Here is a 21,986-nt window from a genome sequence, read left to right on the forward strand (position 1 = left end):
CATTCCCCGACTGACCAATAGGTATCCATGACAACAAAGGGATTCACATCATGATCAAGACAAAATTGACTGCCCTGACACTCGCTGGCCTGATGGCTGTTGCTACTGGCTCCGCATTTGCAGGTTCCACAGGCCCAACCGATCCGATCGACAAGAACGGTCCTAAGCCAAGCACCTCCACCAGCGGTCAGAGCAGCGACGGCAGCTCGCCAGGCACGTCGACCCCAGGCACCAAAGGCATGGGCAGCACCAACGGCACCAACCGCACCGACGCTGATGGCGGTGGCATGACCAACGGCAACGGCATGGGCGGCAGCGGCGGCGGTACTGGCGGTGGCGCAAGCGGCTCCAGCGGCAGCAAGTAATCGCTGTTGTGCTGACCGTGTGCCCTTGAGCGCGATTGCGCCAATGCGACGCTGAATACGATAAAGGGCCGAGTCTGATCGGCCCTTTTTTCGTTTCTGGGGATCAGCCATTGGTCCCGTGATCTTCTGGGCAATTGGACGTAGCCGCGTTGCATCGGCGGGCTTAGCGTAGTGATCATCAATCGCTGCCGGATGATCCGCTCATGAAACCCCTCAATCCCCTCACCGCCCCGCTCTGCTGGCTGGCCTTCGCCGGCTTGCTGTCCGCGGGGAGCGTCCAGGCCCACGATGCCGAGCAGGAAAAGGTCACCGTGCTGGAAGAGCACCCGATGCTCAATGCACCGGGCAAAAAAGCTATGGTCCTGACCGTCGATTACACGCCGGGCCAGGCCTCCATCGCCCACAGCCACAGCGGCAGCGCGATTGCTTACGTGCTGGAAGGCGAAGTGATCTCGAGAGTCAACGACGGCAAGGCGAACACCTATAAGGCGGGCCAGACGTGGTACGAGCCGGCTGGCTCCAAGCACTACGAATCGCGAAATGCCAGCGCCACCCAGCCTGCGAAGTTGCTGGTGTTCATTCTGCTGGACGACAAGGCCGACATCCTCACACCCCTGCCGAAGTGATGCTGCTGTCCCGTGGGACCGGCTTTAGCCGGGAAACCGCCGGGCGTCACACCGCAAAAGCCGGCAGAGAAACCCGGGGCTAAATTTTCCGCCGCCGCTGTCGATACGCTATTCGTAGAGCCCGAAATGTCGGGTCGGACCGGATCAGTGAAAGGCACAGGTATGTACACAAACATTTTTCTGCTGGTAGAGCATGGCCGCGATCAAGGTGAAGTTTCTGTTTTGGGCTGGTTCGATGACGAACGCGCCGCGCAGGACACTGCCGAGGCCATGGAGTGGAAAGCGTATCGCGATGAAGCCAAGCGTCATCACCAGTGGTCGAGTCAGCCGTTGCTGCCGCCGGACCAGAATCCTCATCGACGATTCTGGGTCAAAGGCATCTCCAAATTCAGCCACACTCCGGCACCCCGTTCGTGGGCGGTGCATTAATCCCTGTTGAGCAGAAACTCAGCTTAGCGGGCACCACCAAGGTGCCCCGCTTCTGGCAATGTCCAGTCCTCGACCTGTGTGAAATCGCGGAGATGCCCTAGCGGTTTTTTTGGGCATTGATGAAGTTCAGAAAATCATGGGAGGGCAATGCTTTCGAGTACAGCCAACCTTGAGCGTAATCTACCTTATGCGTTCGCAGGTAATCTGCTTGATGGGGGCTCTCGACCCCCTCGGCAACAATGTCCAAACCCAGTGTTTTAGCCATTGCAATAATATGCGTCACCACCGAGCTGGACGCTGAAGATTTATCGATGGCGTCCACGAAAGATTTATCTATCTTGAGCACATTGACAGGAAGGCGCTCCAGATATTGCAAACTGGAGTACCCCGTACCAAAGTCATCGATTGCAATCTTGAACCCCAGCGCCCGAGCTCTTTCAAGTGTCGCAACGGCCGATTCAACATCAATGAAGCCTCGCTCAGTTGCCTCTATCCATATTTGATTGTTGTCAATCATGGAGCCTTTCAATGCATGATCAAGCGTGTCAAGAAAACGCCCGGATTTCAGATCATCTGCACATATGTTGATGGCGACATGAAGATGACGGTTATCTCGCAGAAGTTGCGCCATGTCTCTGACGACGCCCTGGATGACTTGGTCAGTGATGGGCAAAATCAGCCCTGTTTCTTCAGCCAGCGGAATGAACTGATCAGGGGCCACAACCGTTCCGTCCGGCCTCAGCCATCGGACCAACGCCTCGGCCCCTGTACATTGTTCTGTTTCAAGATCAATGATCGGTTGATAGTGAACAGTGAACTCCCGCTGGGCGATAGCGATCTGCATCTCCGCCATCGGCGAGAGTCTGATGCGCATGATTCGGATGACGGATAGCACGACGACGAAACCGATACCTATGCCAATCGGCAGCATCCAGGCCAGCTCGCTGTAAAAGCTTGTGTCGACGCTGGTAATGGGCTCCATCACAAGCGCGGACCAGTCGTCCTGAGTGGAAGCCGCATGGAGATAGTCTTTATTATTTCGATCTTGACTTGATGCAAGTCGGGAAATCGTCTTCTCATCCGCGCCCCGAGAGATATTCACTAACTGGCCTTGGTAAAAAACCCCGAGCTGCATTCGATCATCCAGAATGATGTCGCTCAGCCTTTCTGCATTTATAAGTACGTTGTAGGCGCCACGATGAATGATGGTAATCGGCTGGATCCCATGGTCACGCGGGATGAGGCGAACATTGATTTTATAGCCGCCCGCATCGGTATAGGTCGACGTCGTCGATCCAGACAGTATCGACGTGACTCCCCATGAGGTACAAGCAAGCGACCCTTGCTCAAGATAATCAATTTCTTCCACCGCACGGGTGTTCACCGTTGTTTTTCGCATCAACGAAATATGCTCGGCAGAGCACGGAGTTCCGGACCAGTTCTCCATGTCCGATATAACGTTGAGTCCTTGCTGCAATGACAAACTAATATTTTTGAGAGCCCGCTCGGAGTAGGTCTCCAAATGCGTTCGTTCTTTGGCCAGGGCCCTTTCCCAAGAAATGTAAGCCATGGTTATCATGGGCAAAACAGCCCCTATCAGCCCTGACAGGGTGGCTATTATGACGACTCTTGATTTACGCATTCCCTTGCCTCAAAAAATGGACTCATCCTTTACCGATGATCATGACCTGGCGTTCGGAGTTTGATTTATCCTGGACTACCGGGCAAGTAGGCGTGGAAGGTTTTGCCACCCGAACACTCTGCGCCGACGTTCTTTCCGGGCGCTCAATGCAAAACGGAAAAACGCTGAAGTTCGGGCCAGCCACACATCACCTCTCGAAAACCGAGAGGCCACCACCGCTCTGGACGGACATCAACCACCTGGGATAGCGTGCGCCTCCAACGAAACTCAAAGTGCCCACCCCATGACCGACCGTCAACTCATCGTCCCGGACGAAATGCGTCTACTCGCCGAGCGCGCGGGCTATGCCCCTGCCGTCAAGGTCGGCAAAACGCTTTACTGCGCCGGTCAGGTCGGTCGCACCCCTGAGCTGACAGTCATCGAAGACCCGGAGCAGCAATTCCTGGCAGCGTGGGAAAATCTGCGGCTCGTGCTGGCCGCTGGAGGATGCACCTTCGAAGACGTCGTCGACCTGACGACTTATCACATTGATCTGCACCATCACATGCCCGTGTTCAGGGCAGTGAAGGACAGCGTCTTCCCCCGCGGCGCCTGCCCATGGACATGCCTCGGCGTTAGCGAACTGGCCCGCCCCGGCCTGCTGGTGGAAATCAAGTGCGTGGCGGTGCAGCGCTGATCATCAGCGGCGTGGCCAGTGTGAGCGACGCGCAGGCGCATCGGCTTCGGGAAACCCAGGCTGATGCGTCAGTTATCCCGACGCTTCAGCCTGCCAGTCACCCTCAGCGCGCGGTGATCTTCCACGCGCGGTGGATTTTGCCGTTGCGTGCAAAGTCCGGGTCGACGGTGTGCTGGGTGATCTCCTCCACCGCATAACGCTCTACCAGCGTCTCTTCGAGCTGGAATTTGCGGAAGTTATTGGAGAAATACAGCACGCCGCCCGGCGCCAGACGTGCCATGGCCAAGTCGATCAGTTGAACCTGATCGCGCTGCACGTCGAACACGCCTTCCATGCGCTTGGAGTTGGAGAAGGTCGGCGGGTCGATGAAGATCAGGTCGTACTCTTCGCGACTGGCTTCCAGCCACACCATCACGTCGCCCTGCTCCAGACGATTCTTGTCCGAGAAGCCGTTCAGCGACAGGTTGCGACGCGCCCAGTCCAGGTAGGTTTTCGACAGATCGACACTGGTGGTGCTGCGCGCGCCGCCCTTGGCTGCGTGCACGCTGGCGGTCGCGGTGTAGCAGTAGAGGTTGAGGAACCGCTTGCCCGCCGCTTCGCGCTGGATCCGCATGCGCATCGGCCGGTGATCGAGGAACAGGCCGGTGTCCAGGTAATCCGTGAGGTTGACCAGCAGCTTCACGCCGCCTTCGTTGACCTCGTTGAATTTGCCCTGGGCGCTCTGGCGCTCGTACTGCTTGGTGCCGCTCTGGCGTTCGCGCCGCTTCACCACCACGCGGCTCTTGTCGATGCCCAGCGCCTGAGGGATGGCCGCCAGCGCATCGAACATACGGATCGAAGCCTTTTCCGGATCAATGGACTTCGGCGCCACATACTCCTGAACATGGACCCAGTCGTGGTACAGGTCGATGGCCATGGCGTACTCGGGCATGTCCGCATCGTAGACGCGGTAGCAATCGATGCCTTCGCGCTTGACCCACTTGCTCAGCGCCTTGACGTTCTTCTGCAGGCGATTGGCGAACATCTGCCCGCCTTCGCTCAGGCGCGGTTGCTCGATGACCGGCGCGGGGGCCGGCGTCGGCTTGATCGGGTTGCCATTCTTGTTGTACTGGCGCTCTTGGGGCTCGTCCGGCGCCTGATCGTAGGCGGCTTGCTCACGCTCGGCCTGACGTTGCTCTGGGGTGCGACGCTCGCCGGTGACGAACTGATCCGGCAGCACTTTGATCAACAACAGCTTGCACGGCAGTGCGCCGTTCCAGAACGCGTACTGCTTGTGGCTGCGAATGCCCATGCGCTTGCCCAGGTCAGGCGCACCGGTGAACACCGCCGCTTCCCAGTTCAGGCAGGCCTGACGCAGGCGCTCGCCGAGGTTCTGGTAGAGATACAACAGGCTGGCTTCGTCACCGAGACGCTCGCCGTACGGCGGGTTGCAGATGACCAGACCGGTCTGGTTCTGATCGGGACGCGGCTCGAAGGTCGCCACTTCGCCCTGGTAGATCTTGATCCACTCGCTCAGGCCGGCGCGCTCGACGTTGTTGCGGCCCGGCTGGATCAGACGCGGATCGGCTTCGTAACCCCGAATCCACAGCGGCGGCTTGGCCAGACCCGCTTGCGCACGCTCCAGCGCTTCGTCATGCAGCTTGCGCCAGATCGCCGGCACGTGGCCCAGCCAGGCGGAGAAACCCCAGCGCTCGCGCTTGAGGTTGGGCGCGATGTCGGCGGCAATCATCGCCGCTTCGACCAGGAAAGTCCCCACGCCGCACATTGGGTCAGCCAGCGCGCCGCCTTCAGCGGCAATGCGCGGCCAGCCGGAACGGATCAGGATCGCGGCGGCCAGGTTTTCCTTGAGCGGCGCGGCGCCTTGCTGCAGACGGTAGCCGCGCTGGTGCAGGCTGTGGCCGGAGAGGTCCAGGGACAGAATCGCTTCGCCGCGGTCCAGACGCAGGTGCACGCGCAGATCCGGGTTGAGCTTGTCCACCGACGGGCGTACGCCGTCTGCCGTGCGCAGGCGGTCAACGATGCCGTCCTTGACCTTCAAGGCGCCGAAATGGGTGTTGTCGATGCCCGAACCGTGACCGCTGAACTCAACGGCCAGCGTGCCTTCCGCTTCCAGATGGTCAGCCCACTCGATGTCATGCACGCCGTGGTAGAGGTCCTCGGCATCTTTCATCGGGAAACGCTTGAGCACCAGCAGCACCCGGTTGGCCAGACGCGACCACAAGCACAGCCGGTAGGCGGTCTCCATGTCGGCGGTGCCGCGGATGGCGGAAGTGTGTTCGCGGGTTTCCTCGAGACCGAGGGCGGTGGCTTCCTCCGCCAGCAAGCCTTCGAGGCCTTTTGGGCAGGTGAGGAAAAGTTCGTAACGGTCCGACATGAGTATTCCAGAGCCTAAGGCCATAGCGGCCGGACAACGCATTGTCCGGCCCGATTCCAACAGACGCCTTTCAAGGAGGACGCCTGCGCGGCACACAGTTTGTGCCTGTCCCTCGCACCGATACATTTCGAGTGCGACGGTCCGCCAACGCATCAACGCCGACGTTTTGATGTTAAAAAACCACTATTCAGCACGACGGTGGCTGCAATAAAAAGTCACATCGCCGACCCTTCGTCGTTTTTCCACTGACCGCAAACGGCCAGCACTCTCAATTGCGAAACACTTGCACTGCCACGTGAAAGCCCCGGTTCAAGGGGGCGCTCTTACAAAACTGCGCTGAAACGCGTCAGCGCTTATGGTCGTAATGCCGGAATGGTTACGTTCTTATGACAAAACGATCATTCACAGCGTATCCCTCATTGGTTAGAAATCACCCAAGGTCATCGCCGCAACGGCGGTGGCCGCAAGCCCGCGACGCCGGCAGCGGGCTGCTAACGGCAGAGGATTTTCTGCCGGACCTCAACCTGAGGTCTCCAGGGACATTACAGTCAACAAACGAGGGCAACACCCTATGAGAAGACTTAAGCGTGATCCGATGGAAAGAGCATTTTCGCGCGGATACCAGTACGGCGTATCCGGTAAATCCCGTGAGCTTTGCCCATTTACTCTACCGTCAGTGCGTCAAGCCTGGATCAATGGCTGGCGAGAAGGACGCGGCGACAACTGGGACGGTATGACCGGCACTGCGGGCATTCACAGACTCAACGAACTTCACGCGGTCGGCTGACGCCACCCTCACGTTACAGCCTGACCTAAAGCTTCTTCGACATTCCTGATCGCTTCATCATGACCACGCACGCCCCACCCGGGCGGCGGGCTAAAGCCCAAGAGGGGTTCCAGTCGGAACCCCTCTTTTCGTTTACGCCGTTAGTGATCAGACCGCTTGGTGAGTCATCGCTGCGATCGCGTCCACCGACTCGCGAATCAGCGCCGGCCCTTTATAGATAAAGCCCGAATAAATCTGCACCAGACTCGCCCCCGCCGCGATCTTCTCGGCTGCGTGCCTGCCTTCGGTGATGCCGCCAGCGGCAATGATCGGCAAGCGCCCACCCAACTCACCCGCCAGCACCTTGACGATGTGCGTGCTCTGCTCGCGCACCGGCGCGCCCGAAAGCCCGCCCGCTTCGTCACCGTGGGGCAAGCCCTCGACGCCCTTGCGGCTGAGGGTGGTGTTGGTCGCGATCACCGCGTCCATCCCCGATTCCAGTAACGCGCTGGCCACCAGCACGGTCTCTTCGTCGCTCATGTCCGGGGCAATCTTGATCGCCAGCGGCACGCGCTTGCCGTGGATCAGCGTCAGCGCTTCCTGACGCACCCGCAGGGCTCCGAGCAGTTGCTTGAGCGAATCGCCGAATTGCAGGCTGCGCAGTCCCGGCGTGTTGGGCGAGCTGACGTTGACGGTGATGTAACTGGCGTGGGCGTACACCTTGTCCAGGCAGATGAGGTAGTCATCCACGGCGCGCTCGACCGGCGTGTCGACGTTCTTGCCGATGTTGATGCCCAGCACGCCGTTGTACTGCGCGGCCTGCACCCGGCTCACCAGATGGTCGACGCCCAGGTTGTTGAAGCCCATGCGGTTGATGATCGCCTGGGCGTGGGGCAGACGGAATACGCGCGGTTTTGGATTGCCCGGCTGCGGGCGCGGCGTGACGGTGCCGATCTCGACGAAACCGAAGCCCAGTTGGGCGAAGCCGTCGATGGCCGCGCCGTTCTTGTCCAGCCCTGCCGCCAGCCCGACCGGGTTGGGGAAGCGCAGGCCCATGACGGTCACCGGCAACTGCATCGGCGCCTTGTTGAACAGGCCGTTGAGCCCCAGACGCCCGCCCGCTCCGATCAGGTCAATGGACAGATCGTGGGAGGTTTCCGGGGAGAGTTTGAACAGTAACTGGCGGGCCAGGTTATACATGGGCGGGGGCGGCTCGATTGCGGCTGGGATCAGCGGCGGATTATAAACGCCGGTGCGGGCGAAGCGCGAGGCATGTCGAGAACTTTGCTTACAACCTCGGCTCCCGCTGGCATATGGCTTGCTTGGCGTCCTGTATCGACTCGATCCAATGGCGGAGCGAGCCACAGGACAACGACGTCGCTGGCGCCCCAGTTCAATCGGGGCGAGGCGGCGTTTTTTTTGGACGATCGGCAGCGCTGACCAGCGCGTCGGCCTCCGCGCGGAATGGCAACCATGACTGAAACGCTTACCCCCTCGCTGGCCTGGGTCAACGGCAGCGATGCACCGGAACTGATCAGTGTCGACCTCGGCTTCATGGCGCTGACCGACAGCGCCTCACTGATCGTCGCCGCGACCCAGGGCTTCGCTCAGCCCTATGGCCTGCACATCAACCTGCACCGCCAGACATCGTGGGCCAACCTGCGCGACAAACTGGTCAGCGGCGAACTTCACGCCGCCCACAGCCTTTACGGTCTGGTCTATGCCGTGCAACTGGGGCTGGCCGGGCCGGCAAAAAACATGGCCGTGCTGATGGGGCTGAACCAGAACGGCCAGAGCATCAACCTGTCGAGGGCGCTGCAGGATGCCGGCGTGACCACTCCTGAGGCACTCGATCGGCGCACGCACCAATGCGACTCAAAACTGACCTTCGCCCAAACCTTCCCCACCGGCAATCATGCGTTGTGGCTGTATTACTGGCTCGCGAGCCAGGGCATTCATCCGTTGCGCGACGTCGACAGCGTGGTGGTGCCACCGCCGCAGATGGTCGAGCACTTGCAGGCCGGGCGCATCGACGGCTTTTGCGTCGGTGAGCCGTGGGGTGCCAGCGCGGTTCAGCAGAACCTGGGTTTCACCCTGGCGACCTCCCAGGCCATCTGGCCGGATCACCCGGAAAAGGTGTTGGGGTGCAGCCTGGAATTCGCCGAGCAGTACCCAAACACGGCGCGGGCGCTGGTGATGGCGGTGCTTGAAGCCAGCCGTTTCATCGAAGAGAGCACCGACAACCGGCGCAGCACCGCGCAGCTGCTCAGCGCCGCCGAGTACGTGAATGCACCTGTGGGCGCCATCGTATCCCGGCTGCTGGGCGAGTACGACGACGGGCTCGGCAACCGATGGCACGACCACCACGCGATCCGCTTCCATGGAGACGGTCAGGTGAACATGCCCTGGCTGTCCGACGGCATGTGGTTCATGACCCAGTTCCGCCGCTGGGGATTGCTGCGCGAAGACCCGGATTATCTCGGCATCGCCCGCAGCGTCCAGCAGCTCGGCCTGTACCGCAAGGCCGCCGACGCACTGGGCATCGCCGTCCCGCCGTCGCCGATGCGCAGCAGCCAGTTGATCGACGGCAAAATCTGGGACGGCAGCGACCCGGCGCGTTACGCCCGCAGCTTCAAGCTGCACGCGCTGGCCGATGCCGCCCTCGTTCATGCTGATCGCTGAGGAGACGCCAAGATGCTGCGAATCCTGCTGATCAATGACACCCCCAAGAAGGTCGGTCGCCTGAAAGCGGCGCTGACCGAGGCCGGCTTCGAGGTGATCGACGAATCCGGGCTGATCATCGACCTGCCCGCCCGGGTTCAGGCCGTGCGCCCGGACGTGATCCTCATCGACACCGAATCGCCGGGCCGTGATGTGCTGGAGCAAGTGGTGCTGGTGACCCGCGATCTGCCGCGCCCCATCGTGATGTTCACCGACGAGCACGACCCGGTCGTGATGCGCCAGGCGATCAAGTCCGGGGTCAGCGCCTACATCGTCGAAGGCATTCACGCGCAGCGCCTGCAGCCGATTCTGGACGTGGCCATGGCCCGCTTCGAAAGCGATCAGGACCTGCGCGCGCAACTGCATGCCCGCGACCAGCAACTGGCCGAACGCAAGCGCATCGAAACGGCCAAAGGGTTGTTGATGAAGATGAAGCAGTGCAACGAAGAAGAGGCCTACACCCTGATGCGACGCCAGGCCATGAGCCGGCAGCAGAAACTGATTCAGGTGGCGGAACAAATCATTGCCATGAGTGAATTGCTGGGCTGAGCTTTTCCTTATCCGAGCCGCGCGTGCTTGTTCGATCCAGACGGTTTCATCCAGCCCGTCTCTCCAGCCCGCAGCTCGCGGCGCACATTTGGCCCATGTATTGCTAGCTACACATCACAGGTAGCCAACGGCGGTTGCCCACTCACGACAAAGACGTCGCACCCCTTCGCGAAAGCGCACAGGGCTGCGGCGTTTTTTCGTTTTTGCCCTGAACACATCGGGGCGGGTGGAGTGCCGGTCTGGTGCTTCGCCTGCATGACCTGACCCGTAGCGGTGCGAGCGACATCTCCACCGAACACGAATCCCTGCAGATGAGGTGGTAGATGAACACGAGTTTCTGGAAAGCCGGCCATAAACCGACACTGTTCGCAGCGTTCCTGTATTTCGACCTGAGCTTCATGGTCTGGTACCTGCTCGGCCCGATGGCCGTGCAGATTGCCGCCGACCTGCACCTGACCACCCAGCAGCGGGGCCTGATGGTCGCCACGCCGATTCTCGCGGGTGCGGTGCTGCGCTTCATCATGGGCATGCTGGCCGATCAGTTGTCGCCAAAAACTGCCGGGATCATCGGCCAGGTCATCGTCATCACCGCGCTGCTGGGCGCCTGGCAACTGGGCATTCACAGCTATGAACAGGCGCTGCTGCTCGGCGTATTCCTTGGCATGGCGGGCGCCTCATTCGCCGTGGCCCTGCCGCTGGCCTCCCAGTGGTACCCGCCGCAGCATCAGGGCAAAGCCATGGGCATCGCCGGCGCCGGCAACTCCGGCACTGTGTTCGCCGCACTGATCGCGCCCGTCCTCGCCGCCAGCTTTGGCTGGAACAACGTGTTCGGCTTTGCCGTCGCGCCATTGCTGCTGACCCTCATCGCGTTCTCGCTCATGGCGAAAAACGCCCCGGAACGCCCCAAAGCCAAATCCATGGCTGACTATTTCAAAGCCCTGGGCGACCGCGACAGCTGGTGGTTCATGTTCTTTTATAGCGTGACCTTCGGCGGCTTCATCGGCCTGGCCAGCGCCCTGCCCGGCTACTTCAACGATCAATACGGCTTGAGTCCGGTGACGGCGGGTTACTACACCGCCGCCTGCGTCTTCGGCGGCAGCATGATGCGGCCACTGGGCGGCGCCCTTGCCGATCGCTTCGGCGGGATTCGCACGCTGTCGGGCATGTACGCCGTCGCCGCCATCTGCATCGCCGCCGTCGGGTTTAACCTGCCCAGCTCATGGGCCGCACTGGCGCTGTTCGTCGCGGCCATGCTCGGCCTCGGTGCCGGTAACGGCGCGGTGTTCCAGCTGGTGCCGCAACGCTTTCGCAAGGAGATCGGCGTGATGACCGGCCTGATCGGCATGGCCGGCGGCATCGGTGGCTTCCTGCTCGCCGCCGGGCTTGGCGCGATCAAGCAGAACACTGGCGAGTACCAACTGGGCCTGTGGCTGTTCGCATTCCTTGGCGTGCTGGCCTGGTTCGGCCTGATGAACGTCAAGCGTCGCTGGAGAACCACTTGGGGCTCGGCCGCGGTCACCGCCGCCCGTGTCTAGGCCGTGAGCGTCAATCCGGGGCTGACGCCGGTCACGCCCACTGCGACCGGTTTGCAACTGCGCGTCGCCGAATTCAGCGCCACCGGGCCGCGGGCGGAGAATCAGGACGCCCTTCGCGTGGTCACTCCTGCTCCGGCGCTCGCGGCCAGCAAAGGCTATCTGTTCGCCCTTGCCGATGGCGTCAGCCAATGCGCCGATGGCGGTCTGGCCTCCCGGGCCACGCTGCAAGCGCTGGCAATGCACTACTACGCGACGCCGGAAACCTGGAGCGTCGCCCAGGCCCTTGACCGCCTGCTGCTGGCACAGAACCGCTGGCTGCTGGCCAACGGCTTGTTGACCACCCTCAGTGCGCTGGTCCTGCGTGGGCGACGATTCACCCTCGCCCATGTCGGCGACTGTCGTGTGTACCGCTGGCACTCAGGGCTGCTGCAGCGAATCAGCCAGGACCACGTCTGGGAACAGACAGACATGCAGCACGTGCTGAAACGCGCGCTGGGTCTGGATCAATACGTGGTCATGGATTACCTGGACGGCGAACTGCGGCCCGGCGAGCGCTTGCTGCTGGTCAGCGACGGCGTGTGGGCAACGCTGGGCGATGACCGAATCGGCTCGATCCTCAACGAACAGGCAGATCTGGACACAGCTGTCCGAACGCTGGTCAACGCCGCGCATCTTTCGGGCAGCGCCGATAATGCCAGCGCCTTGCTGATCCAGGTGGATCAGTTGGGCTCGGACAGCTTGGGTGAAACGCTGCTGCAACTGCAGCAATGGCCTGCCCCGCCCCTTCTCAAAGCAGACCAGACGTTCGAAGGCTGGCAGGTCGAAACGCGCTTGAGCGACTCGCGACAGTCCCTGCTCTACCGCGTACGCGACAGCCAACAGCAACCGTGGCTACTGAAGACGCTGCCGCCCTCACGGGTTAACGAGGCCGGCGCGGCAGAGGCCTTGTTGCTCGAAGAATGGTTCCTGCGTCGCGTCGCGGGTCGCTTCTTTCCCGAGCTGCACCCACTCGGACAGCGCCAGCATTTGTACTACGTCATGCGCGAGTACCCCGGGCAGACCCTGGCTGAGATCTTTGAGCAGGAAGGGCCGATGGCGCTGTCGCCGTGGCTGAGTCTGGCGAGGGAGTTGATCGCTGCCGTTGGTCTGCTGCACCGGCGCAACATCATTCACCGCGACATCAAGCCGGAAAATCTGCTGCTCGAGCAGGCGGGAGGTTTGCGCCTCCTGGATTTCGGGCTCGCCTACAGCCCGGGTCTGTCAGTGGATCAAGACGGCGACGTGCCTGGTACACCCAGCTTCATGGCGCCTGAAGTCTTCGAAGGCGCAGAACCCTGCCCGGGTTTCGACCTGTATGCCGCCAGCGTCACGCTGTATTTCCTGCTGACCGGTCATTACCCCTACGGCGAGATCGAGCCCTTCCAGCGCCGCCGCTTTGGCAAACCGCTGTCGGTTAGTCGTTACCGACCGGATGTCCCGGAGTGGCTAGAGCAGCATCTGCAACGCGCGCTGCTGGCTGATCCGCTGAAGCGTTTCGAGACTGCGGAGCACTGGCTCGTGCATTTTCAACAGGGCGAACTTTCGCCGCTGGATAAACGCACTGTCCCACTGCTGGAGCGCGAGCCGCTCAAGGTTTGGCGCGCAGTTGCGCTGATGTCGCTGCTGATCAATCTGGTTTTGTGGGGTTTGCTGCTCAAACGCTAGTCTGGACTTAGTCGTTCAAGGGCATCTGCTTAGATGGATCCAGGTTCATCTCTGTCTATTCGCTTAGACGATCAGACCGGGAATGAATGGGGACGAGAGGAGGTTAAATCGCAGGCAAAGAAAAACCCGGCCGGAGCCGGGTTTTTCGTGAAGCGAGGCTAATTACTTAGCTTGGGCTTCTACTTGTGCTTCTACGCGACGGTTTACAGCGCGGCCAGCGTCAGTTGCGTTGTCAGCAACTGGGCGGGTTTCACCGTAGCCAACCGAGTTTACGCGGTTAGCGCCAACACCGTACTGGTTAACCAGAACTTGCTTAACGGCGTTTGCACGACGCTCGGACAGCTTCTGGTTGTAAGCGTCAGGACCGACGGAGTCAGTGTGACCTTCAACAGTGGTGGTGGTTTGTGGGTACTGCTTCATGAAGTCAGCCAGGTTCTTGATGTCGCCGTAGCTGTTTGGCTTCACAACCGACTTGTTGAAGTCGAATTTAACGTCCAGCTCAACGCGTACGACTTCAGCAACAGCTGGGCAGCCGTTAGCGTCAACAGTCACGTTTGCTGGGGTGTCAGGGCACTTGTCAACGTTGTCGCAAACGCCGTCGTTGTCGCTGTCGGAGCACACTTCAGCTACTGGAGCCGGTGCTGCTTCAACTTTCTTCGAACCGCCGCCGAAGTTCACACCGATACCGACGCTTGGCGCCCACTCGGTGTCGCCTTGGTCGATGTTGTACTGAGCTTCAACGCCAGCACGGGCATAGAAGTTGTCAGTGAAGTACAGCTTGGCACCGCCGCCGATGTTGGCGAAGGTGGAGCGGTTACGACCGTTGCTGCCGTTCTGATCGATGCTCTGATCGGAGAAACCAGCCGAAACGTATGGACGCAGCATGTCGCCCGGGTTGTTGAAGTGGTACAGAGCGTCCAGAGCGGTGTTCGCGCCCTTGATGTTCTGGCCATTGTCGCTACGGACGTTGTGCACTTCGTCATAGCCCAGACGCAATTCAACGTCGTCGGTCAGGAAGTAGCCAACAGAACCGCCGAACAGGTTGCCGTCGTTTTTGAAATTACGAGCGCTGTCGAACTGTTCTTTCTTGGCGAAGCCTTCGATTTCGACTGCGCCTTGGCCTTGAGCCAGAGCGCCGAACGAAGTTGCGGCAACAATAGTACCAATGGCCAAGCCCAAGGTGTTTTTCAGTTTCATCCGTTAAATCCCCATCTGGTGATTGTAAAGCAGTCCCCCTTAGCGAGAGACAACTCGTCGGCAAGTCTATCAGAACTTGCCTGCTCGTTAGAGATATTTGCACCGAGTTAAGTTTCGGTAACGCCTGCAAATTTCTCACGTAATTTATCAAGTGCCCGTTTGTAACGCATTTTCGTGGCACTCAGGCCCATGTGCATGATGTCAGCGATCTCCTGAAATTCCAGCTCTGCGACAAATCGTAGCACCAGAATTTCCCTGTCGATCGGATTCACATGCACAAGCCAACGATCAAGCCCGCCCTTTTCTTCTGGTTTCGGCGTCTTTTCTTCCGACGCTTCCTCGAGGGGGTCAAGACTCAAAGCGTCCAGCAACCGACGCTTTCGCCGCTCCTTCCTGTACTGCGTGATGCATTCGTTGTACGTGATGCTGTAGAGCCAGGTTTTGAACTTCGATTTACCCTCGAAGTTCTTCAAGCCATACAACACCTTAAGCATCACTTCCTGACAGACATCGTCAGCATCGCGATCGTTCCCCAGATACCGTGCGCAGACGTTAAAAAGTGTCCGCTGGTAACGACGCATCAGCTCTTCGTAGGCACGCGTCACATGAAACAGCTCGGCGTGCGAACGCGCAACCAGCTCCTCATCGGAGAGCTCGCGTGGGTCGTAGCGCAGAGAGGGCGTTTGAACGTTATTCAAAACAAGTCGTGCCGACAGTCGGGTAGATGTCCGCCGCGTCCGGGAATCGCCCGGGTTTCGCGGCGGCATACATTAGCAGATTCGCCGGCTCAACGGCTGCTCACTCGCTGCTCGAGGAGGATCCGGTTGGACAAAGACACCAACTCGCCTTCCTCGGTCAGCAGGGTGGTCTTCACCGTGCCAATTTCTTCGATCTGCCCTTCGACCTCACCCACACGCACTTGTTGCCCTACCTGGTACAGCTCACGTACATAAATTCCTGCCAGGATCTGGCTCGCGATTTCGCGGCTTCCCAGGCCCATGGCCAGCGCAACGGCCAGACCAACGGTAATCAATCCGATAACAATAACGTGGTTCAGCAGGTCGGTTTTGACCTCCAGCTGACTGATCGCCACCGAAATACTGATGATGATCACCAGCCACTGGGCGATTCGCCCCAGGCCAGCCGAGTAATCCAGGCCCACCCCTTCGGCAGCGCCCCGCACAATACCGTTGACCAACTGCGCCAGCAAGACACCCACCAGCAACACCAGCGCGGCGCCAAACACCTTCGGCAGGTAGAGCGCCAGCATGTCCAGCGTCGCCGAAACCCGCTCCAGCCCCAGCGATTCTGCCGCCGACACCAGAAAAATCAAGAGCACGAACCAATAAACGATCTTGCCGATCAGGGTCGAAATCGGGACCTGAATGCCCGCGCGGCTGATCAGCTTGGTCAAACCGGTGCCGCCCATCAGGCGATCCAGACCGAGTTTGGCCAACAACTTCGAAAGCAGGGTGTCGAGCAGCTTTGCCACCACGAAGCCCAAAAGCACTACGACCAGCGCGCCGAACAGATTCGGGATGAAATTCGCGACTTTGGTCCACAGCGCAGTCATTGCGGTAACCAGGCTCTGCGTCCAGAGATCCAATTCCATATTCAATCAGCCTTTTCTTGTGTACCCGCACCGGGAAACGTAGTACCGGCGCGTGTCGCTTTGCGGCGGGAAACGGGTGAAACGTGAGCGGAGCCGTTATTGACGGCGATCATCAAAGCCTGCGTGCAACGACCCAGAAGACTGAACAGATCACCGGCGCCCACCTGACGGTTGGCGGTCTTCAACACTCGGCCCAGAACGGCATCGTCGTCCCGGCTGCTGGACGACGAGTTGAGCATGTCTCGCAGTGATTCTTCAAACGGGTCGTGCATAGGCACCTCACGCAATGTCACTGAAAGACGCAGCCAATTCTGCCTGAGTCACACGACACACATGAACGCCTTCCGATTTTTCATCCTCACACCCAGCGCAAACGCTTGAACAGCCACATCTGGCCGACGGCCACAATGAGCATCAGGCCGCAAGCGTACACAAATCCGTAGGGATTTTCCGACCCCGGGATGCCCCCCACGTTGATCCCCAACAATCCTGTCAGGAAGCTCATCGGCAGGAAGATCCCAGTGATGATCCCAAACCGATACATGGTCCTGTTCATTCGCTCGTTGAGGCGCCTGTCTTCCGCCTCAAGCACCAGCCCCACGCGCTCTCGGGTCAATTCCAGCTCTTCGAGATAGCGCGTCAGGCTGTTGTTCAATTCGTTCCAGTAGTCGGCATCGTCTTCCACGAACCACGGCATCTTGCTGCGCGTCAGCTGGGCGTAGATTTCGCGCTGCGGTGCAAGGAACCGACGCAGTCCTGCCGCTCGCCGACGGATGTGCACCATGTTGCCGTGCTCGGGCAGATACCGCTCGTCGGCATCTATGCGTTCTTCCATGTCATCGACCAGTTCGGTCAGCTCGCTGACCACTGCCTGAACCTTGTCGGTCAGAAACTGAGCCAGGTACAGCAGCAATTCGGACGCGGTTTTAGGACCCTTGCCCTCATTCAGTGAAGTGATCAGCTCATCGGTTGCCCTTAGCGAGCGCAATCGCAACGAGATAACGCGCTGGGCGGCGGCAAAGATGCGTACCGAGACCATGTCTTCCGGTTCGGCGCCAGGGTTCAGGTTGATCCCGCGCAGGAACAGCAACAGCTCGTTGTCGGGCAAGGCCAGCAGCCGTGGCCGGGTGTTTTCTTCCAGCATCAGGTCACAAACGAATTCGCTGAGACCGCTGGTCTTGCGCAGCCAGGTCTGGGTCTGCGGATGGCTGCGGTCCCAGTGGAGCCACACACTTTCGTGGGGCTCCAGCTGCAGGCCATCCAGTGCAGTTCGGGGGATTGAACGCGCCCCGCCCTTCCCGTCCAACACAAGGGCATGAACCAGCCCCCACTGCGCGTTTGTTTCGTCGAACATTCGTGTCCTTGCTGAGTGAATGGCTACCAGCGTGAAGAGGGATAAAACCGATCAGTCCGGCATCTTCAGTGCGCTGGGCGAGACGATGATTCCGTTGTTGTCGGCATAGATGAATTCGCCCGGCTTGAACGTCACACCGCCGAAGGTCACCACCTTGTTCAGGTCACCGAGGCCACGCTTTTCGGTCTTGAGGGGGTGACTGGCCAATGCCTGCACGCCGAGGTCGGTCTGTGCAAGTACATCGACGTCGCGGACGCAGCCGAAGATCACCATGCCCTCCCAACCGTTTTTCGCTGCTTTTTCGGCAATCATGTCGCCGAGCAATGCGCAACGCAGCGAGCCTCCGCCGTCCACGACCAATACTTTTCCGTGGCCAGGCTGTTCGGCCTGCTCGCGCACCAGCGAATTGTCTTCGAAGCACTTGAGCGTGACGATCTCGCCGCCGAATGAATCACGGCCACCAAAGTTGCTGAACATCGGCTCCACCACCTGAACCCGCTCAGGGTAGGCGTCGCACAAGTCCGGGGTGATGTAATGCATGGGTAACTCCTGTCAGGAAAGCTCTGTGATGAGGGAAAACAACTACAAGGATAGACGGCCTGCGTCAACGGCCGACGCTTCAACGGGCTGCATCCTTATAAAGCACCTCATACAGAACACAAACCTGACCAACGAGTCGCCACCTGCCGTTCGGCCCCGGTGATGAAGAATGGGTGCAGCTTAGCGACAAGTCGGCGTCCAAGGAATGGCTGAAACCGTGACTATGACGGAGTTGCCATCATGTTCAGCGTTGATTCAGCCTTTACCACCGGAACATGGCGGTTCAACCAGTCCGCCACGCGAGGCCACACCTGGGTTTGCGCGGCTTTGCTGACCAGCATCGGCACGTGGCCGAAGTCTTCACTGAAACCCTGTTCGCGGCCCAGGACGAGAAACGTCTTGTCTTCGCTGCCGAACCGCTCGAAGAGCTCGCGGCAGGCCCATGCCGGGTCCTGATGATCGCCAGCGCCAGCCACGCACAGCAGCGGGACCGTCACCTGTTGCAGCCCGGCCCACCAGTCCTCCTTCTTGTGCCCGAAGCCGCCGAACAGGCTATGCCAGCGCATGCTTTCCAGCAGGACGCCCATGGGCTCGTCTTCCGGGCCGCGCTTGAAACGCGGGCCTGCCACGTGCTCGAAGCGCTTGAGCAGCAGCCGTGCAGCCCATTGCAGTGGCGGTACTTTCAGCGGCCAGTGGCTTCGGGTGACCTGACTGCCGAACAGAGCCACCGAGGCCGCGTCGTCCGCCGTCAGGTACTGCCCGCCGAATGCTGCAGCCAGGGTCGTGCCGCCCAGGGAGTGGCCGATCCAGTGGGGCGCCTCGCCGGTCTGCTCGCGCACGAACGCCGCGATGGCCGGCAGATCAAAGCGTGCGTAATCGGCCACGCAATTGGTTTTGTACGCACTGTTGCGCGCCGACAGGCCGTGACCGCGCATTTCCGGGATCCACACATCGAACCCGGCGCGGGCCAGATACGCGCCCAGGCCGATGCCCTTGGGCGAGTACCAGAAGCGCCGATTGGAAAAGCTGCCGTGCAGCAGGACCACCGGCACGCCTCGGGCATCCGGTGCAGCCACAAGACCCAGCCGGGTGACGGCGATTTCGACAGTGAAATCCGGGCTGTTGCCGGGTTTCAAACGGTAGACGTCCTCGGTCAGGTCGCCACGACGCTCGGCACTGATCAGGGCCACGGGAAAGAGATGACTGCTGCTTTGCATGGTGCTTTTGCTGGACGCTCTTGGTGGATGGGTGAATGGCGGTTGCGCGGAACAGCAGGTTGACGCTGCCTGCGCGCTGAAAATCACCCACAAAAAAGGGCGGATTCGTTAAAAACCGCCCTCTCGGGAAACCGGCCCATGGAAACGGGCCGGCATCTTACTCGATCTGCATCAGGTTGGAGCGTCCTCTTCGGACAGGAAGAACCAGGTTTCCAGTACCGAATCGGGGTTCAGAGAAACGCTTTCGATGCCCTGTTCCATCAGCCAGCGCGCCAGATCCGGGTGATCGGACGGGCCCTGGCCGCAGATGCCGATGTATTTGCCGGCCTTGTTGCAGGCCTGAATGGCGTAGGACAGCAGCTTCTTGACCGCAGGATTACGCTCGTCGAACAAGTGGGCGATGATCCCGGAGTCACGGTCCAGGCCCAGGGTCAGCTGAGTCAGGTCGTTGGAGCCGATGGAGAAACCGTCGAAGAACTCGAGGAATTCATCGGCCATCAGGGCGTTGGACGGCAGTTCGCACATCATGATCACGCGCAGACCGTTCTCGCCACGGGCCAGACCGTTCTCAGCAAGCAAATCGATAACCTGGCTCGCCTCGCCCAGGGTGCGGACGAACGGCACCATGATTTCGACGTTGGTCAGGCCCATCTCGTTGCGCACGCGCTTGAGGGCGCGACACTCCAGCTCGAAGCAGTCGCGGAAGTTTTCGCTGATGTAACGCGACGCGCCACGGAAGCCCAGCATCGGGTTTTCTTCTTCCGGTTCGTAGAGCTTGCCGCCGATCAGGTTGGCGTATTCGTTGGACTTGAAGTCCGACAGGCGCACGATGACTTTCTTCGGCGAGAAGGCCGCGGCCAGGGTGCTGATGCCTTCCACCAGTTTCTCGACGTAGAAGCCAACCGGATCGTCGTAACCGGCGATGCGCTTGTCGACGCTTTCCTTGATGTCCTGGGGCAGGTTGGCGTAGTTCAGCAGCGCCTTGGGGTGCACGCCGATCATGCGGTTGATGATGAATTCCAGACGCGCCAGGCCGATACCGGCATTGGGCAGCTGGGCGAAATCAAACGCGCGATCGGGGTTGCCGACGTTCATCATGATTTTGAACGGCAGGTCAGGCATGGCGTCGACGGAGTTCTGCTTGATGTCGAAGCCCAGCTCGCCTTCGAAGATGTAACCGGTGTCGCCCTCGGCGCAGGACACGGTGACGCCCTGACCTTCCTGCAACAGTTCGGTGGCATTGCCGCAACCCACTACGGCCGGAATGCCCAGCTCGCGGGCAATGATCGCGGCGTGGCAGGTGCGCCCGCCGCGGTTGGTGACGATAGCGCTGGCGCGCTTCATGACCGGTTCCCAGTCCGGGTCGGTCATGTCGGAGACCAGCACGTCGCCGGGCTGGACCTTGTCCATCTCGGACACGTCCTTGATGATCCGTACCTTGCCGGCGCCGATGCGCTGGCCGATGGCGCGGCCTTCCACCAGAACGGTGCCCTTCTCCTTCAGCAGGTAACGCTCCATGACATTGGACGAACTGCGACTTTTCACGGTCTCCGGACGCGCCTGCACGATGTACAGCTGGCCGTCGTCGCCGTCCTTGGCCCACTCGATGTCCATCGGGCACTGGTAGTGCTTTTCGATGATCATGGCCTGGCGTGCCAGGTTGCTGACTTCCTCGTCGCTGAGGCAGAAACGCGCGCGGTCGGCCAGGTCGACGTCGATGGTCTTGACCGATTTGCCGGCCTTGGCTTCTTCGCCGTAGATCATCTTGATCGCCTTGCTGCCCAGGTTGCGGCGCAGGATCGCCGGGCGACCGGCTTCAAGGGTGTTTTTATGAACGTAGAATTCGTCCGGGTTGACCGCGCCCTGGACGACCGTCTCGCCCAGACCGTAGGCGCCGGTGATGAAAACCACGTCGCGGAAACCGGATTCGGTGTCCAGGGTGAACATGACGCCAGCGCTGCCGGTTTCAGAACGCACCATGCGCTGCACGCCAGCGGACAGCGCCACCAGCTTGTGGTCGAAACCCTGATGCACGCGGTAGGAAATGGCGCGGTCGTTGAACAGCGAGGCGAACACTTCTTTCGCCGCGCGGATCACGTTTTCGACGCCACGGATGTTCAGGAAGGTTTCCTGCTGACCGGCGAAGGAGGCGTCCGGCAAATCTTCAGCGGTAGCGGAAGAGCGCACGGCCACCGCGATGTCCGGGTTGCCCGCCGAGAGCTCGGCGAAGGCGGTGCGGATTTCGGCGTTGAGCTTCTCGGGGAATTCAGCTTCCATGATCCACTGACGGATCTTGGCGCCGGTTCTGGCCAACTCGTTGACGTCGTCGACATCCAGCGCGTCGAGGGCCTGATGGATATGATCGTTCAGGCCACTCTGCTCAAGAAAGTCACGGTACGCCTGAGCGGTAGTGGCAAAGCCACCGGGAACGGACACGCCTGCGCCCGCCAGGTTGCTGATCATCTCGCCGAGGGATGCGTTCTTGCCCCCCACGTGCTCAACATCATGTTTGCCGAGCTTATCGAGGGAAACTACGTACTCTACCAAGGTGATCTCTCCACTAACCGGTTATTGTTGGAAATGCTTTGGTGCGGGAATCGCGGCGATTGAAAACGGGTAGACTGCGGCCAGTCATGGCCCGCAAGCCGGCCTATCATATCCACAAATTGTCTTCAGCTT

The 21,986-nt window shown here is 60.3% G+C and carries 20 protein-coding genes; 9 read left to right on the top strand and 11 right to left on the bottom strand.

The annotated features are described in order from the left end of the window. Positions 1–50: 50 nt before the first annotated feature. The 3 genes from AC07VF_RS12995 to AC07VF_RS13005 all read left to right on the top strand — a co-directional run bounded on the left by AC07VF_RS12995 (position 51) and on the right by AC07VF_RS13005 (position 1,420). Complete coding sequence (locus AC07VF_RS12995; protein ID WP_192172452.1) at positions 51–365, top strand: hypothetical protein; 315 nt, start codon at positions 51–53, stop codon at positions 363–365. Between the two features lie 203 nt (positions 366–568). After that, complete coding sequence (locus AC07VF_RS13000; RefSeq protein WP_346627759.1) at positions 569–991, top strand: cupin domain-containing protein; 423 nt, start codon at positions 569–571, stop codon at positions 989–991. A 162-nt stretch (positions 992–1,153) separates the two neighbouring features. Continuing rightward, positions 1,154–1,420 carry a hypothetical protein gene (locus tag AC07VF_RS13005; RefSeq protein ID WP_192172450.1) on the top strand — a complete coding sequence of 89 codons (267 nt, stop codon included), beginning with the start codon at positions 1,154–1,156 and terminating at the stop codon, positions 1,418–1,420. Between the two features lie 97 nt (positions 1,421–1,517). Here AC07VF_RS13005 and AC07VF_RS13010 read toward each other — a convergent pair whose 3' ends face one another. Continuing rightward, positions 1,518–3,062: an EAL domain-containing protein gene (locus AC07VF_RS13010; protein WP_495009584.1), complete on the bottom strand. Its 1,545-nt coding sequence runs from the start codon at positions 3,060–3,062 to the stop codon at positions 1,518–1,520. Between the two features lie 283 nt (positions 3,063–3,345). Between AC07VF_RS13010 and AC07VF_RS13015 the strand changes: the two genes are divergently transcribed. Then, positions 3,346–3,738: a RidA family protein gene (locus AC07VF_RS13015; protein ID WP_423572464.1), complete on the top strand. Its 393-nt coding sequence runs from the start codon at positions 3,346–3,348 to the stop codon at positions 3,736–3,738. Positions 3,739–3,841: 103 nt separating this feature from the next. Here AC07VF_RS13015 and rlmKL read toward each other — a convergent pair whose 3' ends face one another. After that, positions 3,842–6,112 (bottom strand): bifunctional 23S rRNA (guanine(2069)-N(7))-methyltransferase RlmK/23S rRNA (guanine(2445)-N(2))-methyltransferase RlmL, encoded by a 2,271-nt coding sequence (gene rlmKL / locus AC07VF_RS13020; RefSeq protein ID WP_192172447.1) that lies wholly within the window; start codon positions 6,110–6,112, stop codon positions 3,842–3,844. Positions 6,113–6,683: 571 nt separating this feature from the next. Here rlmKL and rmf point away from each other — a divergent pair. Then, positions 6,684–6,899, top strand: a complete 216-nt coding sequence (gene rmf / locus AC07VF_RS13025) for a ribosome modulation factor (RefSeq protein WP_074887169.1) — start codon at positions 6,684–6,686, stop codon at positions 6,897–6,899. A gap of 147 nt (positions 6,900–7,046) precedes the next feature. Here rmf and AC07VF_RS13030 read toward each other — a convergent pair whose 3' ends face one another. Then, positions 7,047–8,078, bottom strand: a complete 1,032-nt coding sequence (locus tag AC07VF_RS13030) for a quinone-dependent dihydroorotate dehydrogenase (protein WP_495009583.1) — start codon at positions 8,076–8,078, stop codon at positions 7,047–7,049. A gap of 273 nt (positions 8,079–8,351) precedes the next feature. On the opposite strand from AC07VF_RS13030, the gene AC07VF_RS13035 reads away from it, so the two are divergent. The 4 genes from AC07VF_RS13035 (at position 8,352) to AC07VF_RS13050 (ending at position 13,387) form a co-directional block, all read left to right on the top strand. Continuing rightward, positions 8,352–9,560: a CmpA/NrtA family ABC transporter substrate-binding protein gene (locus AC07VF_RS13035; RefSeq protein WP_495009582.1), complete on the top strand. Its 1,209-nt coding sequence runs from the start codon at positions 8,352–8,354 to the stop codon at positions 9,558–9,560. Positions 9,561–9,572: 12 nt separating this feature from the next. Next, positions 9,573–10,148 carry an ANTAR domain-containing response regulator gene (locus AC07VF_RS13040; RefSeq protein ID WP_172612633.1) on the top strand — a complete coding sequence of 192 codons (576 nt, stop codon included), beginning with the start codon at positions 9,573–9,575 and terminating at the stop codon, positions 10,146–10,148. A 323-nt stretch (positions 10,149–10,471) separates the two neighbouring features. Next, the gene (locus tag AC07VF_RS13045; protein WP_172612634.1) at positions 10,472–11,683 is read left to right on the top strand and encodes a nitrate/nitrite transporter; all 1,212 of its coding nucleotides are present in this window, start codon (positions 10,472–10,474) and stop codon (positions 11,681–11,683) included. 51 nt (positions 11,684–11,734) lie between these two features. Further along, positions 11,735–13,387 carry a bifunctional protein-serine/threonine kinase/phosphatase gene (locus AC07VF_RS13050; RefSeq protein WP_495009620.1) on the top strand — a complete coding sequence of 551 codons (1,653 nt, stop codon included), beginning with the start codon at positions 11,735–11,737 and terminating at the stop codon, positions 13,385–13,387. Positions 13,388–13,549: 162 nt separating this feature from the next. Here the strand turns inward: AC07VF_RS13050 and AC07VF_RS13055 are convergent, their stop codons facing one another. The 8 genes from AC07VF_RS13055 to ppsA all read right to left on the bottom strand — a co-directional run bounded on the left by AC07VF_RS13055 (position 13,550) and on the right by ppsA (position 21,854). Then, on the bottom strand, positions 13,550–14,584 hold the full coding sequence (locus AC07VF_RS13055) for an OmpA family protein (protein ID WP_037011036.1): 1,035 nt from the start codon (positions 14,582–14,584) through the stop codon (positions 13,550–13,552). Positions 14,585–14,691: 107 nt separating this feature from the next. Further along, positions 14,692–15,282 (bottom strand): RNA polymerase sigma factor SigX, encoded by a 591-nt coding sequence (gene sigX, locus AC07VF_RS13060; RefSeq protein ID WP_065988497.1) that lies wholly within the window; start codon positions 15,280–15,282, stop codon positions 14,692–14,694. Between the two features lie 89 nt (positions 15,283–15,371). Further along, complete coding sequence (locus AC07VF_RS13065) at positions 15,372–16,196, bottom strand: mechanosensitive ion channel family protein (RefSeq protein WP_037011040.1); 825 nt, start codon at positions 16,194–16,196, stop codon at positions 15,372–15,374. Between the two features lie 2 nt (positions 16,197–16,198). After that, positions 16,199–16,468, bottom strand: coding sequence for a CrfX protein (locus tag AC07VF_RS13070; protein WP_423572455.1), 270 nt, complete (start codon positions 16,466–16,468; stop codon positions 16,199–16,201). A gap of 86 nt (positions 16,469–16,554) precedes the next feature. Next, positions 16,555–17,550, bottom strand: coding sequence for a zinc transporter ZntB (locus AC07VF_RS13075; RefSeq protein ID WP_423572454.1), 996 nt, complete (start codon positions 17,548–17,550; stop codon positions 16,555–16,557). Between the two features lie 51 nt (positions 17,551–17,601). Beyond that, complete coding sequence (gene rraA, locus AC07VF_RS13080) at positions 17,602–18,090, bottom strand: ribonuclease E activity regulator RraA (protein WP_172612638.1); 489 nt, start codon at positions 18,088–18,090, stop codon at positions 17,602–17,604. A gap of 221 nt (positions 18,091–18,311) precedes the next feature. Then, positions 18,312–19,307: an alpha/beta fold hydrolase gene (locus tag AC07VF_RS13085; RefSeq protein ID WP_495009581.1), complete on the bottom strand. Its 996-nt coding sequence runs from the start codon at positions 19,305–19,307 to the stop codon at positions 18,312–18,314. A 171-nt stretch (positions 19,308–19,478) separates the two neighbouring features. Next, the gene (gene ppsA, locus AC07VF_RS13090; RefSeq protein ID WP_495009580.1) at positions 19,479–21,854 is read right to left on the bottom strand and encodes a phosphoenolpyruvate synthase; all 2,376 of its coding nucleotides are present in this window, start codon (positions 21,852–21,854) and stop codon (positions 19,479–19,481) included. Positions 21,855–21,986 lie beyond the last annotated feature (132 nt).

Source organism: Pseudomonas sp. GW821-FHT02H06, assembly GCF_059421525.1.

What these genes read in the sequence shown, in the direction of transcription:
- AC07VF_RS13055 (WP_037011036.1), bottom strand. Translation starts at nt 14,584, where the DNA reads ATGAAACTGAAAAACACCTTGGGCTTGGCCATTGGTACTATTGTTGCC.
- AC07VF_RS13045 (WP_172612634.1), top strand. Translation starts at nt 10,472, where the DNA reads ATGAACACGAGTTTCTGGAAAGCCGGCCATAAACCGACACTGTTCGCA.
- AC07VF_RS13075 (WP_423572454.1), bottom strand. Translation starts at nt 17,550, where the DNA reads ATGTTCGACGAAACAAACGCGCAGTGGGGGCTGGTTCATGCCCTTGTG.
- rraA (WP_172612638.1), bottom strand. Translation starts at nt 18,090, where the DNA reads ATGCATTACATCACCCCGGACTTGTGCGACGCCTACCCTGAGCGGGTT.
- AC07VF_RS13070 (WP_423572455.1), bottom strand. Translation starts at nt 16,468, where the DNA reads ATGCACGACCCGTTTGAAGAATCACTGCGAGACATGCTCAACTCGTCG.
- AC07VF_RS12995 (WP_192172452.1), top strand. Translation starts at nt 51, where the DNA reads ATGATCAAGACAAAATTGACTGCCCTGACACTCGCTGGCCTGATGGCT.
- AC07VF_RS13000 (WP_346627759.1), top strand. Translation starts at nt 569, where the DNA reads ATGAAACCCCTCAATCCCCTCACCGCCCCGCTCTGCTGGCTGGCCTTC.
- AC07VF_RS13035 (WP_495009582.1), top strand. Translation starts at nt 8,352, where the DNA reads ATGACTGAAACGCTTACCCCCTCGCTGGCCTGGGTCAACGGCAGCGAT.
- rmf (WP_074887169.1), top strand. Translation starts at nt 6,684, where the DNA reads ATGAGAAGACTTAAGCGTGATCCGATGGAAAGAGCATTTTCGCGCGGA.
- AC07VF_RS13085 (WP_495009581.1), bottom strand. Translation starts at nt 19,307, where the DNA reads ATGCAAAGCAGCAGTCATCTCTTTCCCGTGGCCCTGATCAGTGCCGAG.
- AC07VF_RS13015 (WP_423572464.1), top strand. Translation starts at nt 3,346, where the DNA reads ATGACCGACCGTCAACTCATCGTCCCGGACGAAATGCGTCTACTCGCC.
- AC07VF_RS13040 (WP_172612633.1), top strand. Translation starts at nt 9,573, where the DNA reads ATGCTGCGAATCCTGCTGATCAATGACACCCCCAAGAAGGTCGGTCGC.
- AC07VF_RS13005 (WP_192172450.1), top strand. Translation starts at nt 1,154, where the DNA reads ATGTACACAAACATTTTTCTGCTGGTAGAGCATGGCCGCGATCAAGGT.
- AC07VF_RS13010 (WP_495009584.1), bottom strand. Translation starts at nt 3,062, where the DNA reads ATGCGTAAATCAAGAGTCGTCATAATAGCCACCCTGTCAGGGCTGATA.
- AC07VF_RS13065 (WP_037011040.1), bottom strand. Translation starts at nt 16,196, where the DNA reads ATGGAATTGGATCTCTGGACGCAGAGCCTGGTTACCGCAATGACTGCG.
- rlmKL (WP_192172447.1), bottom strand. Translation starts at nt 6,112, where the DNA reads ATGTCGGACCGTTACGAACTTTTCCTCACCTGCCCAAAAGGCCTCGAA.
- AC07VF_RS13030 (WP_495009583.1), bottom strand. Translation starts at nt 8,078, where the DNA reads ATGTATAACCTGGCCCGCCAGTTACTGTTCAAACTCTCCCCGGAAACC.